The organism is Actinoallomurus liliacearum, from assembly GCF_039542035.1.
Taxonomy (GTDB): domain Bacteria; phylum Actinomycetota; class Actinomycetes; order Streptosporangiales; family Streptosporangiaceae; genus Actinoallomurus; species Actinoallomurus liliacearum.
Window position 1 is genome coordinate 87,979 of record NZ_BAABHJ010000006.1, and the last position, 16,606, is coordinate 104,584.

A 16,606-nucleotide genomic window follows, 5' to 3' on the forward strand; every position below is an offset into this window, starting at 1 on the left:
GCTGCTCGCCGGCCGCGCGGGAGCGCGTCGTGCCCCGGCTCGGGCGGACCGGCCGTGACGACCAGGTCGTGGAGTACAGGAGGGGACACGATGGATGCCGCGAACGGGCCGGAGCGTCAGGAGACGGTCGCGCAACTGCTCGTCGACGCCGCCGTGTGGGCGCCGTCGCCGCACAACACCCAGCCCTGGTGGTTCGAACCCCACGGTGAGACGGTCACATTGCACTCCGACACCGAACGCCGCCTGAGCGTCGCGGATCCGTCGGGCCGGGAGATGCTGATCAGCTGCGGCGCCGCCCTGTTCACGCTGCGGCTCGCCGTACGCCGCCTCGGGCGGCTGCCGGAGGTGCGGATGGCGTCCGACCCGGACCGGCCGGGCCTGATCGCCGACGTGATCCTGGGCGAGCCGCAGTCCGCCACCGACGAGGAGCGGCGGATGTACGACCAGATCAGACGGCGGCGCACCCATCGCGGTGGCTTCCGGGCCGGCGCGCTGCCGGTCGGGCTGCTGCAGTCCCTGCGGGCCCACGCGTGCGCCGAACACGCCTCACTGCGGATCGTCGCCGACCCTCGCGTCCGCATCGCGCTCGCCGCGTTGTCGGAGGTCGCCGAGCAGGTGCAGTGCCTGGATCCGGCGTACGTCGAGGAGGTGGCCCGCTGGGCGCCCGCGCCGTGCGGCGAGCCGCTGGACGGCGTGCCCGAGACGGCCTACCCGCGCGATACGGACCGCACCGATCCGCACTTCGCGGGCCGGGACTTCGCGCGCGGCCAGGGGTGGGGCCTGGTCGGCGGCGAACCGGGGGAGGCCACCGGAGTCGTCGCCGTCCTGGCGACCACGGGGGACGGCCGGGACGACTGGCTGCGGGCGGGCCAAGCCCTCCAGCGGGTGCTGCTGCGCGCCACCAAGGACGACGTGTCGGCCGCGTTCCACACCCAGGCGCTGGAGGTGCCGGAGTTGCGGGAGTTCATCCGCGCGCGGTTCTGCGACGGCACCTACCCCCAGATGATGGTGCGGTTCGGAGTGGCGGACGACGAGTTCGACAGCGTCCGGCGACCGGCCGCCGACGTGACGGTCGGCGAACTGTGACCCACCCGACCGGCCCGTCGCCCGGCTAGGAGCGTCCGGTCCAGCGGGGAGCGGTGGCGGCCCACGCGTTCTCCCACAGCACCATCCGCCGGCGCTCCAGACGGCGGTTGACCGCGGCGTACGCGCCGGCGTGCAGGATCATGAGCGACGTCAGGGCGGCGAACACGGCCAGCGTGGTGTCGGTCAGCGTCTGGGCGTGCGTGCGGGGCCGGGCCGTGAGATCGCCCGCCTGGTTGATCCAGACCCGGCGATGGACGCCGACGTGGTCGTCCCCGGCGGGGACGACGCCGCCGTTATGCCAGCGGCCCGTCCGGTCGAGCCAGCGCAACCGCGTCTCCTGCTCGACACCGTTCCGCGACGCCGCCGCGCCGGTGGCGGTCACCACCGCGTCGACCTGGTACCGGGTCCGCGCCTGGCGGTGCTCCGCCCGCAGCCCGGCGCCGTCCACGAAGTGGATCATGAGCGCGGAGGCGATGACGCCCGTGATCAGGAAGAGCGCCCCCAGCACCGCCACGAGGCGGGAGTGGAGCCGGTCGAGCGGACGCCGCAGGGGGTTACGGTCCGGGCGCAGGTAACGGATGAAGCCGAGCACCTGGATAGTGAGTGCACGCATGGGACACCTCCATCACGGCCACCTCTACCCGCAGGTTAGGCCCCTTCTCCTGGAAATGGGGAGGGTCTCTGGTCCTGGCCTGAAGGCCCGAGAGTCCTTCCCCTCCGCGGGCCTTCGCCTCTGCCGGCCGAAGCCGCGGTGCGATTGGCTTCGAATAGGCCGAAGCAGGGGGGATCTGATCCCATGGCGACCTTCGATGGCAGTTACGTCCTGGTGGGCTTCGACGGTTCCCCGGGAGCCGAGCGCGCGCTGCGCCGGGCGGTGGAGGAGGCGCGGGTCCGCCGGCTTCCGCTCACCGTGTGCCACGCCTGGCACTGGCCGTACCCGGTCCCGCCGTCGGGGCCCGAGGCGCTGGAGACGGCGCGGCGGATGGGGCGCCACACCCTCGAACACGGGGTGTTCGTCGCCCGGCAGCTGCGCCCGGCCCTGATGGTACGGCCGCGCTTCGCGACCGGCCCGGCCTCGGCCGTCCTCATCGACGAGTCCGAGAGCGCCGCGCTGGCCGTCGTCGGCTCGCACGGGCGGGGCGGGTTCGCCGGCCTCGGCGCCGGATCGACGGCGCTGCACCTGGCCGCCTACGGTCACTGCCCGGTGCTGGTGATGCGCGACGACCCCGAGCCCGGCGGCCCCATCGTCGTGGGCGTGGACGGGTCGCCCGCCGCCGAGGCCGCGCTGGCGTTCGCGTACGAGGACGCGGCCCTGCGCGGACGGTCCGTACGGGCGGTGTTCGCCTGCTGGGAGGCGGAGGCCATCGCCTCGGCCGAGATGGGCATGCTGCGCGACCCGGAGCAACTCCGGATGCTCGGCGCCGCGCGGCTGGAGCGCACGGTGTGCCCGTGGCGGGAGAAGTACCCGTACGTCGAGACCGAGACCAGTCTGGTCATGCGGACGCCGCGGCACGCGCTGCTGGAGGCCGCCGCCGACGCCGGGCTGCTCGTCGTGGGGGATCGGGGGCTCGGCGGTGTCCCGGGGCTCCGGCTGGGCTCGGTGAGCCACGCCGTGCTCGTGCACGCGCCGTGCTCGGTCGCCGTCGTACGACCCCGCAGGTGAGCGCACCGGGGCGCGTACGGCGGCCGGTCAGGCGACGCGCTCCCCGACCCCGAGCTCGGACAGATCGGTGATCACCCGGTGCGCCCCGTACTCGGGCAGCAGCAGGGACCGGCCACCCCGGTCGACCCCGATGACGAGACCGAATCCGGCACGCTGGGCGGCCTGGACGGCGGTGAGGTTCTCCTCGATGACGGCCGTCCGCGCCGGAGCGACCCGCATCCGGCGCGCCGCCTCCCGCAAGAGGCAGTCCGCCGATACGGCGGGACCCTTCTCGGTCGGGTGGAGCGCGTCGAGGCGGACGTCGAACAGCCCCGCGAGGCCCGCTCGGCGCAGCAGTTCGGCGGCGTACCGGGTGGCGGAGACGGCCGCCGTGGGCAGCCCGTGCAGGCGGACGGCGTGGACCACGCCGACCGAGGAGGCGAACGCCTGGACGCCGAGGCGGCCGATGATCAGGAGGAACAGCTCCTCATGACGCGCGCCGAGGCCGCGCAGGGCGTCGAAGCACAGGGGGATCTCGCACGCGGTGAGGTACTGCCGCAGGCCGTCCATCGTGGTGCGGCCCTGCATGTACCGGCGGTAGTCGGTGCCCGCGTCGAAGTACCGGCATTCCGTCTCGTACACGACGGCGTGTGAGCGCAGGAACGGATCGAGCACGGCCTTCCAGGCCGTGCCCGACGCGTGGGCGGTGTCGACGAGGACGCCGTCCACGCCGAAGATCACCGCTGCGATGTCCCCGCATCCGCAGTGGCGGGTTGTGGTCGGCATGGCCGTTTCCCCTTCTCGTGCTGTTCCGGCACGCTTCACGACCGCCCGACCGTGACGCGTGGCCGGCTCCTCATGGCGGCATCACGACGGTGAGCGGCCAGGAGGACGGCTCGCCGTCCAGGACACGGGCCGCCCGCGAGGTCAGGATGACGATGGCGACGTCGGTGCCCAGGGAGCGCCAGGCGGCGCGGACGGCGTCAGGTTCTTCCGCGGGCAGGACGATCGCTCCGGCGAGCCCGAAGCCCGTGACCTTGACCCCTTCCCCGATGATCGCAATTTTGGCCATCTGATGCCTTTCTTTCGGTCTTCCCTTAATTGGCCGTGTCATCACCAGTGGGGGGAGATAAGGCGTCGCCCCGAGGCCGCCACGAGGGGCGGGCCGTCCGGCCGGTTCGCGCCGGCCGAGGATGAGGCGCACCCTCATCGTCCGGAGGCGGGGCCGCGCCGGACAGGGCCGGCCGGGTGCCCGAAAGGGGACCTTTGTCCCGCTTAGTCGCCCGCTGGGGTGGAAACCCGGTAGTGAACGCGCGCATCCCGTCCCGCCGGCAGGCTTCGTCGCCTCGCCCGGCCGCGCCGAGCCGCTGATCCGCGGACCGCCGGCCCGGCCGGCCGGTGGGACGGGACGGTCGCCGGCGGAACCGACCTTCGGGAAGAACGATGAGCGGCTCTCGGATCCCCGAGGAAGCGGGGCCCGTGATCGCCTATGTCGACGGCACCCCCTCCGGGGACGAGGCCGTCACCTGGGCGATCGAGGAGGCGGGCCGGCGCGGCTCGCTCGTACGGGTGCTGCCGAGACGGGAGCCGGACCGGCTGCTCGCCGAGGCCGCCGACGCCGCGATGATCGTTGTCGGATCGACCGGCTTCCTGGCCATGTCCCGGCTGGTCACCGGTTCGACCGCCATGGAGGTCGCGGTCCGCGCCGACGTGCCGGTCGTCGTCATCCGCCCGGGGCTGCCCGACGCCGCGCCCGGTCCCTCCGCCGGCCGGGTCGTCGCCGGTGTGGACGGGACCGGCCTGTCGGAGGCGGCGATCCGGTTCGCCTTCGCCGAGGCGGACGACCGCGAGTGCGGGCTCACGGTCGTCCACGCCGTGGACCGGGAGGAGGACCGGGAGGCGGCGGAGGCCATGCTGACGCGGCTCGCGGACGGGCGCCCGGACGTACGGACGGTGGTCGGCCTCGGCGTGGCGAGCCGGGTACTGATCGACGAGTCCGCCGGCGCGGAGCTCCTCGTGGTCGGATCCCGCGGCCGCGCCGGCCTGAGCGGCATGCTGCTCGGCTCCGTGAGTCAGGCCGTCGTCCACCGGGCCCACTGCCCGGTCGCCGTCGTCCGCGCACCGCCCGGCTGAACGACTGCCGCGTCACTCACGGTCGACCGATGACCGACATCGTGACCGTAGGTCAAGCGAATCGACCGAAGATCGCCTAATCTGCGGTGGGTGCGGCTACCTCCCAAGGGCAACCGGCGTCCCGTCGGGCGCATCTACCTCACCACCGGCGTGAGCGTCGCCTCCGTCGGCCTGGTCGCCCTGGCGGGCGCCGAGGCCGGCGACGCCGGCGCGCTCAAGCCCTGGTGGATCGGGCTCAGCATCATCATGAGCGTGGTGGGCGCAGCGGTGCCCGGATACGAACAGATCCGCAAGGAACGGTTGCGCAAGGAGGCCGAGCAGGCGGCCATCGAGGCCGCCGTCGAGATGCGGGTGACGATGAACGACGCGCTGGACCCGATCGTCCGGCAGCTCGGGCGCATCGCCACCGCCACGAACCGGCAGGAGCGCGGCAACCTGCGGGAGGCCACCGTCCCGATGATCCTCGACTCGGCGGCGCACCTCATCGACGCCGAACGCGTCCGGGCCTGCTGGTTCCGGTTCGCGCCGGGCAAACCGCGCAAGCTGGAGCCCGCGCAGTACGCCGGGCGCGCGGACGAGCCCGTGACGGTCTTCGAGGAGGGCACCGTCGAGGGCGACTCGGTGTTCGCGATGATCCGGCACAACCAGGACGTCGTGTCGCTGGACGTCGAGGCCGACCCGCCGCCGGGGTGGCGCGGCTCGGCCCAGCACGGGTACCGGTCGTTCGTCGCGGTGCCCGTGGTCGCCGGGCATCGGGCGTTCGGCATCCTCACGGTCGACGCCATCGACGTCGCCGGGGTGACCGAGGCGGAGGTGCCGTTCGTCCGGCTGCTGGCCGGCCTGCTCGCCGACGCGCTCGCGTACGGGGCACCGGACGAGGGAGTGTTCCGGGTCGGCCGGTGACCGGACCGAAGCCCACGCCGGACGGCGGAACCGGATCCCGTGCCGGCCCGTCTGATCGGACCCCACGCCGAGGCGGCGGGATCGGACCTCGCGCCGAGGCGGTGGGTGATCCGGATTGACCTTCGCCCGGACGGCACCGACACTTACGGAAAGGGAGGGAGTGGATATGGCGGACGACATCGTCGTGCAGGACTCCGACGATCGCTCGGAGCGCATGATCCGTGACCCCAAGCGTTACTTCGCCGAGGCCCGGCGCCGGGCCGAGCGGGAGGTCAGACGCGAGGTCGAAGGCGGACCGCGCCGATCCGAGCGCCCGGAACACGGCTAGGAACGCCCCTGTGCCGACGCGGACCCCATGCGGGGCCCGCGTCGGCGTTTCGATCAGGGGTGCCCGGGGTCAGCGCGGGGAGACGTCCTCATCGTCCTCGGACCGGCCCTGTTCGCGCTGCTCGTGCACGAAGGCCTCCTGGGTCGAGTCGTAGCCGCGTCCGACGTGCTCGGCGGCCTGCTCCGAGAGGCGCGCGGCCGAGTTCGACTGCCGGTCCTCGTCTTGCGTCTCGCGCGGATCTGAGTCCATGAGTACCTCCACGGGTCGGGGTGCGGTCGGCGGATGGCAGGGGCGCCCGCGCGCTCAGCGGTGGATCAGCTCCTGCATCTTGGTCTTGATCCCCTTCTTCACGATCCCCACCCGGTCGGGATCGCCCTTGAGGACCGCCTCGGTCATGTCCTTGATCTGTGAGAACTCCGCGTGCGGCGGGATCGGCGGGATGTCGGGGTCGCACCGGACGTCGAGCACGACCGGGCCGTCCGCGCTCAGCGCGCGGTCCCAGGCGGGCCCGATCTCGTCGGGTTTGTCGACGTGGATCCCCTCCAGGCCGATCATGCTCGCGAACCCGGCGTAGGAGACCTCGGGCAGCACCTGCGACTCCTCGAACTTCGGCGCGCCGCCCATCGCCCGCAGCTCCCACGTGACCTGGTTCAGGTCGTTGTTGTGCAGCACGGCGACGATCAGCCGCGGGTCCTGCCAGCGGTCGGCGTAGCGGCGGATCGTGATCAGCTCCGCCATGCCGTTCATCTGCATGGCCCCGTCGCCGACGAACGCGATCGCGGGCCGGTCGGGGTGGGCGAACTTCGCGCCGATGGCGTACGGCACAGCCGGCCCCATCGTGGCCAGCGTCCCGGACAGCGTGCCGCGGACGCCCGACGGCAGCCGCAGGTCGCGGGCGTACCAGTTCGCCGCCGATCCGGAGTCGGCGGTCAGGATGGCGTTCTTCGGCAGCCGGTCGTTGAGCTCGTAGAAGAGCCGCATGGGGTTGATCGGGTCGGCCTCGACCATGGCCTCGCGCTCGACGGTGCCCCACCACCGCTCGACGTTCTTCTCGACCTTCTTGCGCCAGGAACGGTTCTTGTTCTTCTTGAGCAGGGGGATGAGCTGCCGCAGCGTCTCGGCGGCGTCGCCGACCAGGTTGACCTCGGTCGGGTAGCGCATCCCGATCAGCTTGCCGTCGACGTCGATCTGCACGGCGCGCGCCTGGCCGAACTCGGGGAGGAACTGGGTGTAGGGGAAGTTCGATCCGACGATCAGCAGGGTGTCGCAGTCCCGCATCAGCTCCCACGACGGCCGGGTCCCGAGCAGGCCGATGGAGCCGGTGACGTACGGCAGGGTGTCCGGCAGCACGTCCTTGCCGAGCAGCGCCTTGGCCACGCCGGCGCCGGTCAGCTCGGCGACCTCGTGCACCTCCGCGGCCGCGCTGCGGGCGCCCTGCCCGATGAGGATGGCGACCTTCTCTCCGGCGTTGAGGACCTCCGCGGCCCGCTCGATCTCCTGGGGCGGCGCGACGGTGACGGGCGGCGTGTAGCCGGGGGCGCTGGAGGGGACGTTCTTGAACGCGTGCGCGGGCGGCTCGTACTCCACTTCCTGCAGGTCGGACGGGATGATGATGGCCGTGGGAGCCCGCTCGTCCATGGCGATCCGGATCGCGCGGTCCAGCAGGTTCGGGAACTGCGCCGGCACGGTCGCCATCTGCACGTACTCGCTCGCGACGTCCTTGAAGAGCGACAGCAGGTCGACCTCCTGCTGGTAGTTGCCGCCCATCGCCGACCGGGCGGTCTGCCCGACGATCGCGACCACCGGGACGTGGTCGAGCTTGGCGTCGTACAGGCCGTTCAGCAGGTGGATCGCGCCCGGCCCGCTGGTCGCCATGCAGACGGCGGGCTTTCCGCTGAGTTTGGCGTATCCGACGGCCTCGAAGGCGGACATCTCCTCATGGCGGGACTGAATGAACTTGGGGTTGTCGTCCGCCCGCTCGAGCGCGGCGATGATGCCGTTGATGCCGTCCCCGGGATACCCGAAAAGGTACTCCACGCCCCACTCGCGGAGGCGTTCCAGCAGGTGGTCGGCGACAGTTCGCGTCATCTCTCCTCCTCGTGCGGTCACTAAAGACGCCGTTCCCGGCGCACGCGATTGAAACCTGCCGGGCGGGTAACCGGAGTCTTATGAGCCTTTCAGCGAGATCTCGAAGCGCGGGTCGACGGGGAGGTCCGGTTCGATGCGGGCTCGCGCGCGGCGTACGCCCATGACTCCTCCAACTACCGGCAGACGCCGATCGGCGTGGTGGTGCCGCACAACGTCGACGCCGCCGTCGAGGCGATCGCGGTCTGCCGGGAGCACGGGGCGCCGGTGTTCTCGCGGGGCGGCGGGACGAGTCTCGCGGGCGAGTGCTGCAACGAGGGCGTGGTCATCGACTGGTCCAAGTACTGCCACAACCTCATCCGGCTGGACGAGAAGGAGCGGCGGGCCCTCGTACAGCCGGGGATCTGCCTGGACGACCTGAACGACCTGCTGGCCCCCCACAAGCTGCAGGTGGGGCCGAAGCCGTCGACCCACGACACGTGCACGATCGGCGGGATGATCGGCAACAACTCGTGCGGCGCGACCGCGCAGGCGTACGGCAAGATGGCCGACTCGGTGATCCGCCTGGAGGTGCTGACGTACGACGGCGTGCGGATGTGGGTCGGGAAGACCTCCGACGAGGAGTACGAGAAGATCCTCGCCGAGGGCGGCCGCCGTGCCGAGATCTACCGGGCGATGCGGGAGCTCGTCGAGGAGAACCTCGCGCTGATCCGCACGCGGTACCCGGACATCCCGCGCCGGATCTCCGGCTACAACCTCGACTCCCTGCTCCCGGAGAAGCACTTCAACGTGGCGCGGGCGCTGGTCGGCAGCGAGTCGACCCTGATCACCGTGCTGCACGCGGAGATCGAGCTCTTCCCGGTGCCGAACCACCAGACGCTCGTCGTCCTGGGCTATCCCGACATCTTCCGCGCCGGGGACGCGGTCACCAAGGTCGCGGGCTACCGGCCGCTCGCGCTGGAGGGACTCGACGAGACGCTCATCGACATCGCCCGGGCCGAGAACGCCGCGGGCAAGGACGCCCTGAAGGGACTGCCCGAGGGGTCGGGCTGGCTCATGGTCCGCTTCGGCGGCGACACCCGTGAGGAGGCCGACGGGCGGGCCGAGCACATGATCAAGGAGCTGCGGGGCACCGACCACGATCCGCACGTGGTCTTCATGGACGATCCCGCCGAGGAGGAACGCCTCTGGAAGATCCGCGAGGCGGGGCTCGGCGCGACCGCGTACCCGCCGGGCCATCCCGACACGCACGAGGGCTGGGAGGACGCCGCCGTGCCGCCGGACCGGCTCGGTGACTACCTGCGCGACTTCCGGGCGCTGCTGAGCGAGTTCGACTACGGGCAGGCGTCGCTGTACGGGCACTTCGGGCAGGGCTGCGTGCACACCCGCATCGCCTTCGACCTCGAGGACCCGGACGGGGTGGGGAAGTACCGGCGGTTCGCCGAGCGGGCCGCCCGGCTGGTGGCGTCGTACGGCGGGTCGCTGTCCGGCGAGCACGGCGACGGGCAGTCCCGCGCGGAACTCCTGCCGATCATGTTCGGCGATGAGGTCGTGGCGCTGTTCGGCCGGTACAAACAGATCTTCGACCCCGACGACCGGATGAATCCGGGCAAGGTCGCCGCGCCGGCCGGCCGCCGCGTGTACCGGCTCGACGAGAACCTCGACCACCTCGACTACAACCCGCGCGAGCCCCGGACGCACTTCTCCTACCCGGATGACCACCACCGATTCACCCACGCCGCCGCCCGCTGCGTGGGCATCGGCAAGTGCCGGTCGACCTCCGGCGGCGTGATGTGCCCGAGCTACCGGGTGACCCGCGAGGAGGAGCACTCCACGCGCGGCCGCGCCCGTGTCCTCATGGAGATGATGCGCGGCGAGGTGATCACCGACGGCTGGCGGTCCAAGGACGTCGACGACGCCCTGGACCTGTGCCTGGCCTGCAAGGGCTGCCGCGGCGACTGCCCCGTCCACGTGGACATGGCGACCTACAAGGCGGAGTTCCTGGCCCACCACTACCGGTGGCGGCTCCGGCCGCGCCCGCACTACTCGATGGGCTGGCTGCCCCTGTCCGCGCGGCTGGCCGCCGCGGCGCCGGGCGTGGTCAACGCGGTGACGCACGCACCCGGCCTGAACCGTGTCGTCAAGTGGGCCGGTGGCGTCGACCAGCGTCGTGACCTGCCGCGGTTCGCCGGGGAACGCTTCACCGACTGGTTCGCCCGGCGCGGATCCCAGGGGGACGGCGACCCGGTCGTGCTGTGGCCGGACACCTTCACGAACAACTTCCACCCCGCGGCCGGAAAGGCCGCCGTACGCGTGCTGGAGGCCGCCGGGTTCCGCGTCGAGGTGCCGCCCGTCCCGCTCTGCTGCGGGCTGACCTGGATCTCCACCGGCCAGCTCGGCGTGGCCGCCCGCGTGCTGCGCCGCACGGTCCGCGCCCTCGCCCCACGGCTGCGCCGGGGCGTGCCCGTCGTGGGCCTGGAACCGAGCTGCTCGGCCGTCTTCCGCTCCGACGCGCCGGAGCTGCTGTCCGGGGAGCCGGTGTCCGAGGACGTGAAGCTGCTGGCGAAGCAGACGCACTCACTGTCGGAGTTCCTCCTCGACCGGGCGCCCGCGTTCGTCACCGCGCCACCGCCCGGGACCGGGATCCACGCCATCGCGCAGCCGCACTGCCACCAGCACGCCATCTGGGGCTTCGACGCCGACGGCGAGCTGCTGAAGCGCGCCGGGATCGAGGCCGAGGTCCTCGACGAGGGCTGCTGCGGCCTCGCCGGCAACTTCGGCTTCGAGCGCGGGCACTACGAGGTGTCCATCGGCGTCGGTGAGCTGGGCGTGCTGCCCGCCGTGCGCGACGCGACGGACGGCGCCCGGATCCTCGCCGACGGCTTCTCCTGCCGCACCCAGATCGAGCAGCGGACCGACGCCCGGCCCATCCACCTCGCCGAGCTCCTGGCGGAGGTGCTCACGTGATCGAGCTGCACGCCGCCGCGTACACGATCCCGACCGACGGACCCGAGGCCGACGGCACGCTGGAGTGGACGTCGACGACGATGGTGCTCGTCGAGGTCCGCGCGGACGGCCGCTCCGGCCTCGGCTGGACGTACGGCCCGGCCGCCGTCGCCGACGTCGTGACCGCCGAGCTGGCCTCGGTGGTGAGCGAGGACGTCGCCGCCTCGCACGAGGCGATGTGCCGGACGGTCCGCAACGCCGGCCGGCCGGGGATCTGCTCGATGGCGATCTCCGCGGTCGACTGCGCGCTGTGGGACCTGCGGGCCCGGACCCTCGGACTCCCGCTGCACCGGCTCCTCGGCGCCGTCCGCACCGAGGTGCCGGTGTACGGCTCCGGCGGCTTCACCACGTACGACGCGGGCCGGACCCGGGAGCAGCTCGGGCACTGGGCCGGCGATCTGGGCATTCCCCGGGTTAAGATCAAGATCGGCGAGTCGTGGGGGAGCAGGGAGAGCCGCGACCTGCAGCGTCTCGAACTCGCCCGCGAGGTCGTCGGCGGCGGCGTGGAGCTGTACGCCGACGCCAACGGCGCCTACTCCGCGAAACAGGCGATCCGCGTCGCCCATCAGGCCGCCGACGTGGACCTGCGATGGTTCGAGGAACCGGTCTCCTCCGACGACCTGCCCGGCCTGCGGGAGGTCCGGTCGGCGGTGGAGTGCGAGGTGGCCGCCGGTGAGTACGGCTACGACCTGCCGTACTTCACCCGGATCATCGACGCCGTCGACTGCCCGCAGGCCGACGTCACCAGGGTCGGGGGCATCACCGAGTTCCTGCGCGTGGCCGGCCTGGCCCGCGCGCACGGCAAGGACCTGTCGGCGCACTGCGCGCCGCACCTGCACGCGGCGGCGATGGCCGCGATCCCGAACGCGCGGCACATCGAGTGGTTCCACGACCACGTGCGGATCGAGTCGATGCTCTTCGACGGCGCCCTGTCGCCGAAGGGCGGCTGCGTCCGCCCGCGTGAGGACGCTCCGGGCCTCGGACTGAGCTTCAAGCACGCCGACGCCGAGCGATACCGCGTCCGCTGACTCTCAGGTCGCGGAGGGCAGGGCGACCACGGTGTGGATGCGGCGGGCCACCTCCCCGACCTCCTCGATCGGCCGGATCGGCTCGGAGTCGTGGCCGCCGCGGTCGGCGTCGGCCCACACCCAGCACCACCAGAGCCGGCCGTCGTGGGACTCGATCGTGACGGACTGACTGAGCGGCTCCGCGGGCTCGAGGAGCGCGGCGATCCGGTCACCCGGATCCTCGGGCGCGGGCCGTTCACCGCTGACCACCAGGGTCACCGGCCCGGCCATCGTGACGTGCAGGCCGAGCCCGGACACCGCGTCCGCGAGGGCGCGGAGCGCGTGTTCGAGGGCTTCGCGGTGGGGGGTGGGACATGCGCCCATGGGAGTTCCCTTCCCGAATGGCCGGTCTTCGAACAGGTTATCGACACCTGCTGTTTCAGCCGGTCAATGAGGCTGTTGCGAACGGTCCTCTGTTTTGCTGGAAATGATGCACGCCTTCCGGGTGGCGACGGTAGCCGGGTGAGTGCGGTGCGCACTACTCTGCGAATATGGACGGTAACGGTCTCCCGGAGGCGCTTCGTTCGATCATGGGGCTGCGCGGTTGGTCGCAGCTCGATCTCGCCCGTGAGCTGGGCGTATCTCAGAGCTGGGTGTCCCAGGCGTCGCGCGGGATGCGCGATCCTGGAATCGCCCGTACGGAACGGCTGCTGAACCGCATAGGTTGGGAAGTACGCATATCGCCCATTTCGGAGGACGATCCCGTGAGGCGCAGAGAGTTCGTCGCGGCGGCCGCATCCATCACTTTCGTTCCAACTCCGAAGGTCGGCCCTTATCAGGATCCGGGTTACGTCCGGCAACTCGCCGAACGCCTCGCGCACGACCGCTATCAGCAGGGCGGGATTCCGGTCGTCTCCACGGCGCTCCGGCATCTACGGAAGGTCGGGCCGGCCGTCAGCGGGTCCGACCGGGCGCTCCAGGAGGCGTCCTCCGACCTCGCGTGCGAGGCCGCGCGCGTGCTGTACGACTCCCGGCGCTACGCCGCGGCCGAGCAGACCGGGGTGTTCGCGCTCGACCTGGCCCGGCGCTCCGGCAGCACCCGCGCCCAGGCCGACGCGTACAGCACCCTGAGCCGCATCAACATCGACCAGCGACGAGGCGACCGCGGCGCGATGTACGCGCGGCTCGGCCTCCGGCTCGGCGACCTGCCACCGGCCCGCCGGGCGTGGCTGCGGCTGCGGCTCGGGCGCTCCCTGGCGCTGCTGCCCGGACAGGAGCGCGCGGCACGGGAGGTGCTGGAGGAAGCGCTCGTCGTCGACGGCCTGCCGACGTACGGGATGTCCGACATGCTGGGCAACGTCGGGGTCGCCATGCTGGGGATGCGTGAGCACGGCGGCGCCCGGTCCGCCATCGCCGAGGCCGTCCGCCTCGGCGCGCAGTGCTCCACCCTCCTCTTCGTCGCCTACCAGGCGTGGGAGGTCGAGGCGGCGCTGCGAGCCGGCGACGCGCCCATGGCCGCCGACCGCATGACCGCGCTCGCCCGCATCGCGCCGCTCGTCTCCTCGGTCCGGGTCAACGACCACATCGCCGGCGTCTACCGGCTGTCGGGCCGCTGGGCGGGCCTGCCGGAGATGCACGACGCCCGCGAGCAGCTCCACTCCGTCATGCGAGCCTGAGCGGGCGCCTCCGGCCGGTCGGACGGCTACGCATCAGGCGCCGTCGGCTCGACGATCCGGCGGGCGGCCTGCACGACCGCCGCGCGGTGCAGGGCCAACCGCTCCTGCGACCAGGATCGGCCGCCCTCCTCCGCGTCGACGCCTTCGGCGGCCCAGAACCATGCTTGGGCCACGGCGAGAACCATGGTCAGGAGATCGGCGGGCGCCATGTCCTGGGCGACGTCATCACGCTGTTGCGCGTCGGCCACTTCCGCGGTCTTGCGGCGAAAGGCGTCCGGTTCGAGTCCGGTGGCGGAGGGGCGCTCCAGCAGTTTCCATAGTCGAAGGCGCATCAGATCCGGCCGGGCGACGAGGTGGTCGAAGATGGCGCCGGCGTATCCGGGCAGGTCCGCGACGTCGAAGGGGACCGACTCGGCTCCCTCCGCCAGTGCCCGTTGCAGCACGGCGTCGAACAGCTGTTCCTTGTTGCCGAAGTAGACGTAGATCAGCCGCTTGTTCACCCCTGCGGTCTCGGCGATCCGGTCCACCCGGGCACCGGCGACGCCGTAGGCGGCGAACTCGGTGAAGGCGGCGTCGAGCAGCCGGGCCTTGGTGGCGGTGGAGTCCCGTGACATGTCGTCACCCTAGCAAGTAACTATCTAGTTATTGACAACGAACGAGGCGGGACCTACGGTTGTATCTATCCAGTTAGTTATCTATCTGGAGCAACCTTCATGGAACACCGCGCCCTGGGCGGCCGTACGGTCCCGGAACGCCGCGGTTCTCTCACGTCAGGAGACTCACCTCATGTCCGTATCCCAGACGCCTCACCTGTTCGGGGCGAGCACGACCGCCGCCGAGGTGATCGACGGCGTCGACCTGCACGGCCGCCGGGCCGTGGTGACCGGAGCCAGTTCCGGAATCGGCGTGGAGACGGCGCGGGCGCTCGCCGCGGCGGGCGCCGACGTCACCCTGGCCGTGCGGGACACCGACGCGGGCGCCCGCGTGGTGGCGCGCCTGGAGGCAGAACTGCCGCCCGACTCAGGACGATTGACAGTAGGGCGGCTCGACCTGGCCGACCGGTCGACGATCGCGGCGTTCGTGGCGGCCTGGCACGGCCCGTTGCACATCCTGGTCGGCAACGCCGGAGTGATGGCCCTGCCGGAACTCACCCGCACACCTGACGGCCGGGAGGCGCAGTTCGCCGTCAACCACCTGGGCCACTTCGCCCTCGCCGTCGGCCTCCACCCGGCACTCGCGGCGGCGGACGGCGCACGGATCGTCTCGGTGAGTTCCATCGGCCACCTCTTCTCACCGGTCGTCTTCGATGACCTGGACTACCGCTTCCGCCCCTACGACCCATGGACCTCCTACGGGCAGTCGAAGACCGCCAACGTCCTGTTCGCCGTCGGTGCCGCCGAACGATGGGCCGACGACGGCATAACCGCCAACGCTCTGATGCCGGGCAACGTCGGCGACACGGCCCTGGCCAGGCACATGGATCCGCAGCAGGTGGCGGACTTCATAACCTCGGGCGAACTCGCACTACCACCGCAGAAGAATGTGGAGCAGGGCGCCGCGACCTCGGTGCTGTTGGCCGCCTCGCCGACGGTGGAGGGCATCACCGGCCGCTATTTCGAGGACTGCGCGCAGTCCGAGCCGGTCGCCGAACGAGCCGGTGCCGTCGCCGGTGTCGCGCCGTACGCCCTGGACCGGGAGAACGCGACCCGGCTGTGGGCCAGGTCCGAGGCTCTCGTCCGTTGACATTCCGCGCTGCGGACATGACCTCCCGACACGAGCTGTGGGCCCGGCTACGCCGTCAGCTGTGGCAGCCCCCGCGCGCCCACGGCGAGCAGCCGCGCGAACGGGTGGTCGGCCCGCTCGAGCTGTTCTACGACCTGGTCGTGGTCGTGCTGGTCGCTCAAGCCGCTCACCACTTGGCCGGGCACCTGACCTGGCGCGGACTGGGCGAGTTCGCAGCGGTGTTCGCGCTGGTGTGGATCGCCTGGTTCAACGGCAGTGTGCTCGGTGAGACCGTGACCGGAGTCGTCGACGGACTGGCCCACGAGCCGACCAGCGCAGTCACCCTCGCCGTCGGGCTCGTCGCCGTCGTTGTCGGCTTCGGTGCCTGGTGGACGTACTTCGACTTCTCCGGGCACCGGCGGCCGAGGCCCACACGCGCGAGCACTGTGCAGTGGATGCTGGTTCACTTGCCGCTCATGGCCGCGGTGGCCGCCATGGGCGCCGCGATGGTTGGCCTCGTCGAGCACGCCCACGACGGCCGGACCCCCGCCGCGACGGCATGGGTGCTCTGCGGGGGTGCGGCAGTCGTGCTCTGCGCGACGATGGTGCTTGCGACATCCCTGCGCGTCTGGCGCCTGGATCGCCGTCTCTACCGGCCGCTGGCCCGTATCTGCGTCGTCGCGGCCGTCGTGTGCGTGGGCGTCGGTGCCGCGCGCCTGGCGCCACTCGTACTGGGTCTCGTTCTCGTCCTCGTCCTCGGTGTCCCCTGGGGGTTCGCCGTGGCATACCGCCTGGCCCACGAAGAGGAATCCGCCGCCGACGAGGTGTCGTGAGACGATCTCGGGGCGCACGACGAACGCTTCGGCCCGCCCCTGGCCACCATGCGCTCCTACCTCGACGCGCTCGACACCGCTCCGTTCGGGCCACCCGGCACGCCCGCCTCACCGCACCGCGTACTGGCCGCCCTGGACGCCGGCATGCTCACCTGGCCGCCGAACGCGCCCGGGGCGCGACGTTC

At 71.9% G+C, this 16,606-nt stretch carries 17 protein-coding genes; 10 read left to right on the plus strand and 7 right to left on the minus strand.

Annotation, left to right across the window (positions count from 1 at the left end; translation table 11 throughout):
- The first annotated feature begins 90 nt into the window (after positions 1–90).
- The gene (locus ABD978_RS14085; RefSeq protein ID WP_345353780.1) at positions 91–1,086 is read left to right on the plus strand and encodes an Acg family FMN-binding oxidoreductase; all 996 of its coding nucleotides are present in this window, start codon (positions 91–93) and stop codon (positions 1,084–1,086) included.
- 25 nt (positions 1,087–1,111) lie between these two features.
- On the opposite strand, the gene ABD978_RS14090 is transcribed toward ABD978_RS14085, so the two are convergent.
- Positions 1,112–1,699: an Rv1733c family protein gene (locus ABD978_RS14090; RefSeq protein ID WP_345353781.1), complete on the minus strand. Its 588-nt coding sequence runs from the start codon at positions 1,697–1,699 to the stop codon at positions 1,112–1,114.
- 183 nt (positions 1,700–1,882) lie between these two features.
- Here ABD978_RS14090 and ABD978_RS14095 point away from each other — a divergent pair, with 183 nt between their 5' ends.
- On the plus strand, positions 1,883–2,749 hold the full coding sequence (locus ABD978_RS14095; protein ID WP_345353782.1) for a universal stress protein: 867 nt from the start codon (positions 1,883–1,885) through the stop codon (positions 2,747–2,749).
- A 27-nt stretch (positions 2,750–2,776) separates the two neighbouring features.
- On the opposite strand, the gene ABD978_RS14100 is transcribed toward ABD978_RS14095, so the two are convergent.
- Together ABD978_RS14100 and ABD978_RS14105 are read right to left on the minus strand one after the other, a co-directional pair.
- Complete coding sequence (locus ABD978_RS14100; protein WP_345353783.1) at positions 2,777–3,514, minus strand: HAD family hydrolase; 738 nt, start codon at positions 3,512–3,514, stop codon at positions 2,777–2,779.
- A gap of 70 nt (positions 3,515–3,584) precedes the next feature.
- Positions 3,585–3,800, minus strand: coding sequence for a V-type ATP synthase subunit F (locus ABD978_RS14105; protein WP_345353784.1), 216 nt, complete (start codon positions 3,798–3,800; stop codon positions 3,585–3,587).
- A 407-nt stretch (positions 3,801–4,207) separates the two neighbouring features.
- Between ABD978_RS14105 and ABD978_RS14110 the strand changes: the two genes are divergently transcribed.
- The 3 genes from ABD978_RS14110 to ABD978_RS14120 all read left to right on the plus strand — a co-directional run bounded on the left by ABD978_RS14110 (position 4,208) and on the right by ABD978_RS14120 (position 6,092).
- Positions 4,208–4,861 carry a universal stress protein gene (locus tag ABD978_RS14110; RefSeq protein WP_345353785.1) on the plus strand — a complete coding sequence of 218 codons (654 nt, stop codon included), beginning with the start codon at positions 4,208–4,210 and terminating at the stop codon, positions 4,859–4,861.
- A 90-nt stretch (positions 4,862–4,951) separates the two neighbouring features.
- Positions 4,952–5,764, plus strand: a complete 813-nt coding sequence (locus ABD978_RS14115; protein WP_345353786.1) for a GAF domain-containing protein — start codon at positions 4,952–4,954, stop codon at positions 5,762–5,764.
- A 166-nt stretch (positions 5,765–5,930) separates the two neighbouring features.
- Positions 5,931–6,092, plus strand: a complete 162-nt coding sequence (locus ABD978_RS14120) for a hypothetical protein (RefSeq protein WP_345353787.1) — start codon at positions 5,931–5,933, stop codon at positions 6,090–6,092.
- A 69-nt stretch (positions 6,093–6,161) separates the two neighbouring features.
- Here ABD978_RS14120 and ABD978_RS14125 read toward each other — a convergent pair whose 3' ends face one another.
- On the minus strand, positions 6,162–6,341 hold the full coding sequence (locus ABD978_RS14125) for a hypothetical protein (protein WP_345353788.1): 180 nt from the start codon (positions 6,339–6,341) through the stop codon (positions 6,162–6,164).
- A gap of 54 nt (positions 6,342–6,395) precedes the next feature.
- Positions 6,396–8,180, minus strand: coding sequence for a thiamine pyrophosphate-requiring protein (locus ABD978_RS14130; protein ID WP_345353789.1), 1,785 nt, complete (start codon positions 8,178–8,180; stop codon positions 6,396–6,398).
- A 195-nt stretch (positions 8,181–8,375) separates the two neighbouring features.
- Here ABD978_RS14130 and ABD978_RS14135 point away from each other — a divergent pair, with 195 nt between their 5' ends.
- Both ABD978_RS14135 and ABD978_RS14140 read left to right on the plus strand, forming a co-directional pair.
- Entirely contained in the window at positions 8,376–11,144 is a 2,769-nt protein-coding gene (locus ABD978_RS14135; protein WP_345353790.1) for an FAD-binding and (Fe-S)-binding domain-containing protein, read from the plus strand.
- Complete coding sequence (locus ABD978_RS14140; protein WP_345353791.1) at positions 11,141–12,211, plus strand: enolase C-terminal domain-like protein; 1,071 nt, start codon at positions 11,141–11,143, stop codon at positions 12,209–12,211. The genes ABD978_RS14135 and ABD978_RS14140 overlap by 4 nt, the downstream gene beginning before the upstream one ends.
- A gap of 3 nt (positions 12,212–12,214) precedes the next feature.
- Here the strand turns inward: ABD978_RS14140 and ABD978_RS14145 are convergent, their stop codons facing one another.
- Complete coding sequence (locus tag ABD978_RS14145; RefSeq protein ID WP_345353792.1) at positions 12,215–12,574, minus strand: hypothetical protein; 360 nt, start codon at positions 12,572–12,574, stop codon at positions 12,215–12,217.
- Positions 12,575–12,954: 380 nt separating this feature from the next.
- Here ABD978_RS14145 and ABD978_RS14150 point away from each other — a divergent pair, with 380 nt between their 5' ends.
- On the plus strand, positions 12,955–13,866 hold the full coding sequence (locus ABD978_RS14150; RefSeq protein ID WP_345353793.1) for a hypothetical protein: 912 nt from the start codon (positions 12,955–12,957) through the stop codon (positions 13,864–13,866).
- Between the two features lie 26 nt (positions 13,867–13,892).
- On the opposite strand, the gene ABD978_RS14155 is transcribed toward ABD978_RS14150, so the two are convergent.
- On the minus strand, positions 13,893–14,480 hold the full coding sequence (locus ABD978_RS14155; RefSeq protein WP_345353794.1) for a TetR/AcrR family transcriptional regulator: 588 nt from the start codon (positions 14,478–14,480) through the stop codon (positions 13,893–13,895).
- Positions 14,481–14,652: 172 nt separating this feature from the next.
- On the opposite strand from ABD978_RS14155, the gene ABD978_RS14160 reads away from it, so the two are divergent.
- Positions 14,653–15,609: an SDR family NAD(P)-dependent oxidoreductase gene (locus ABD978_RS14160; RefSeq protein WP_345353795.1), complete on the plus strand. Its 957-nt coding sequence runs from the start codon at positions 14,653–14,655 to the stop codon at positions 15,607–15,609.
- Positions 15,610–15,626: 17 nt separating this feature from the next.
- Positions 15,627–16,421, plus strand: a complete 795-nt coding sequence (locus ABD978_RS14165; RefSeq protein ID WP_345353796.1) for a low temperature requirement protein A — start codon at positions 15,627–15,629, stop codon at positions 16,419–16,421.
- Positions 16,422–16,606: the final 185 nt, after the last annotated feature.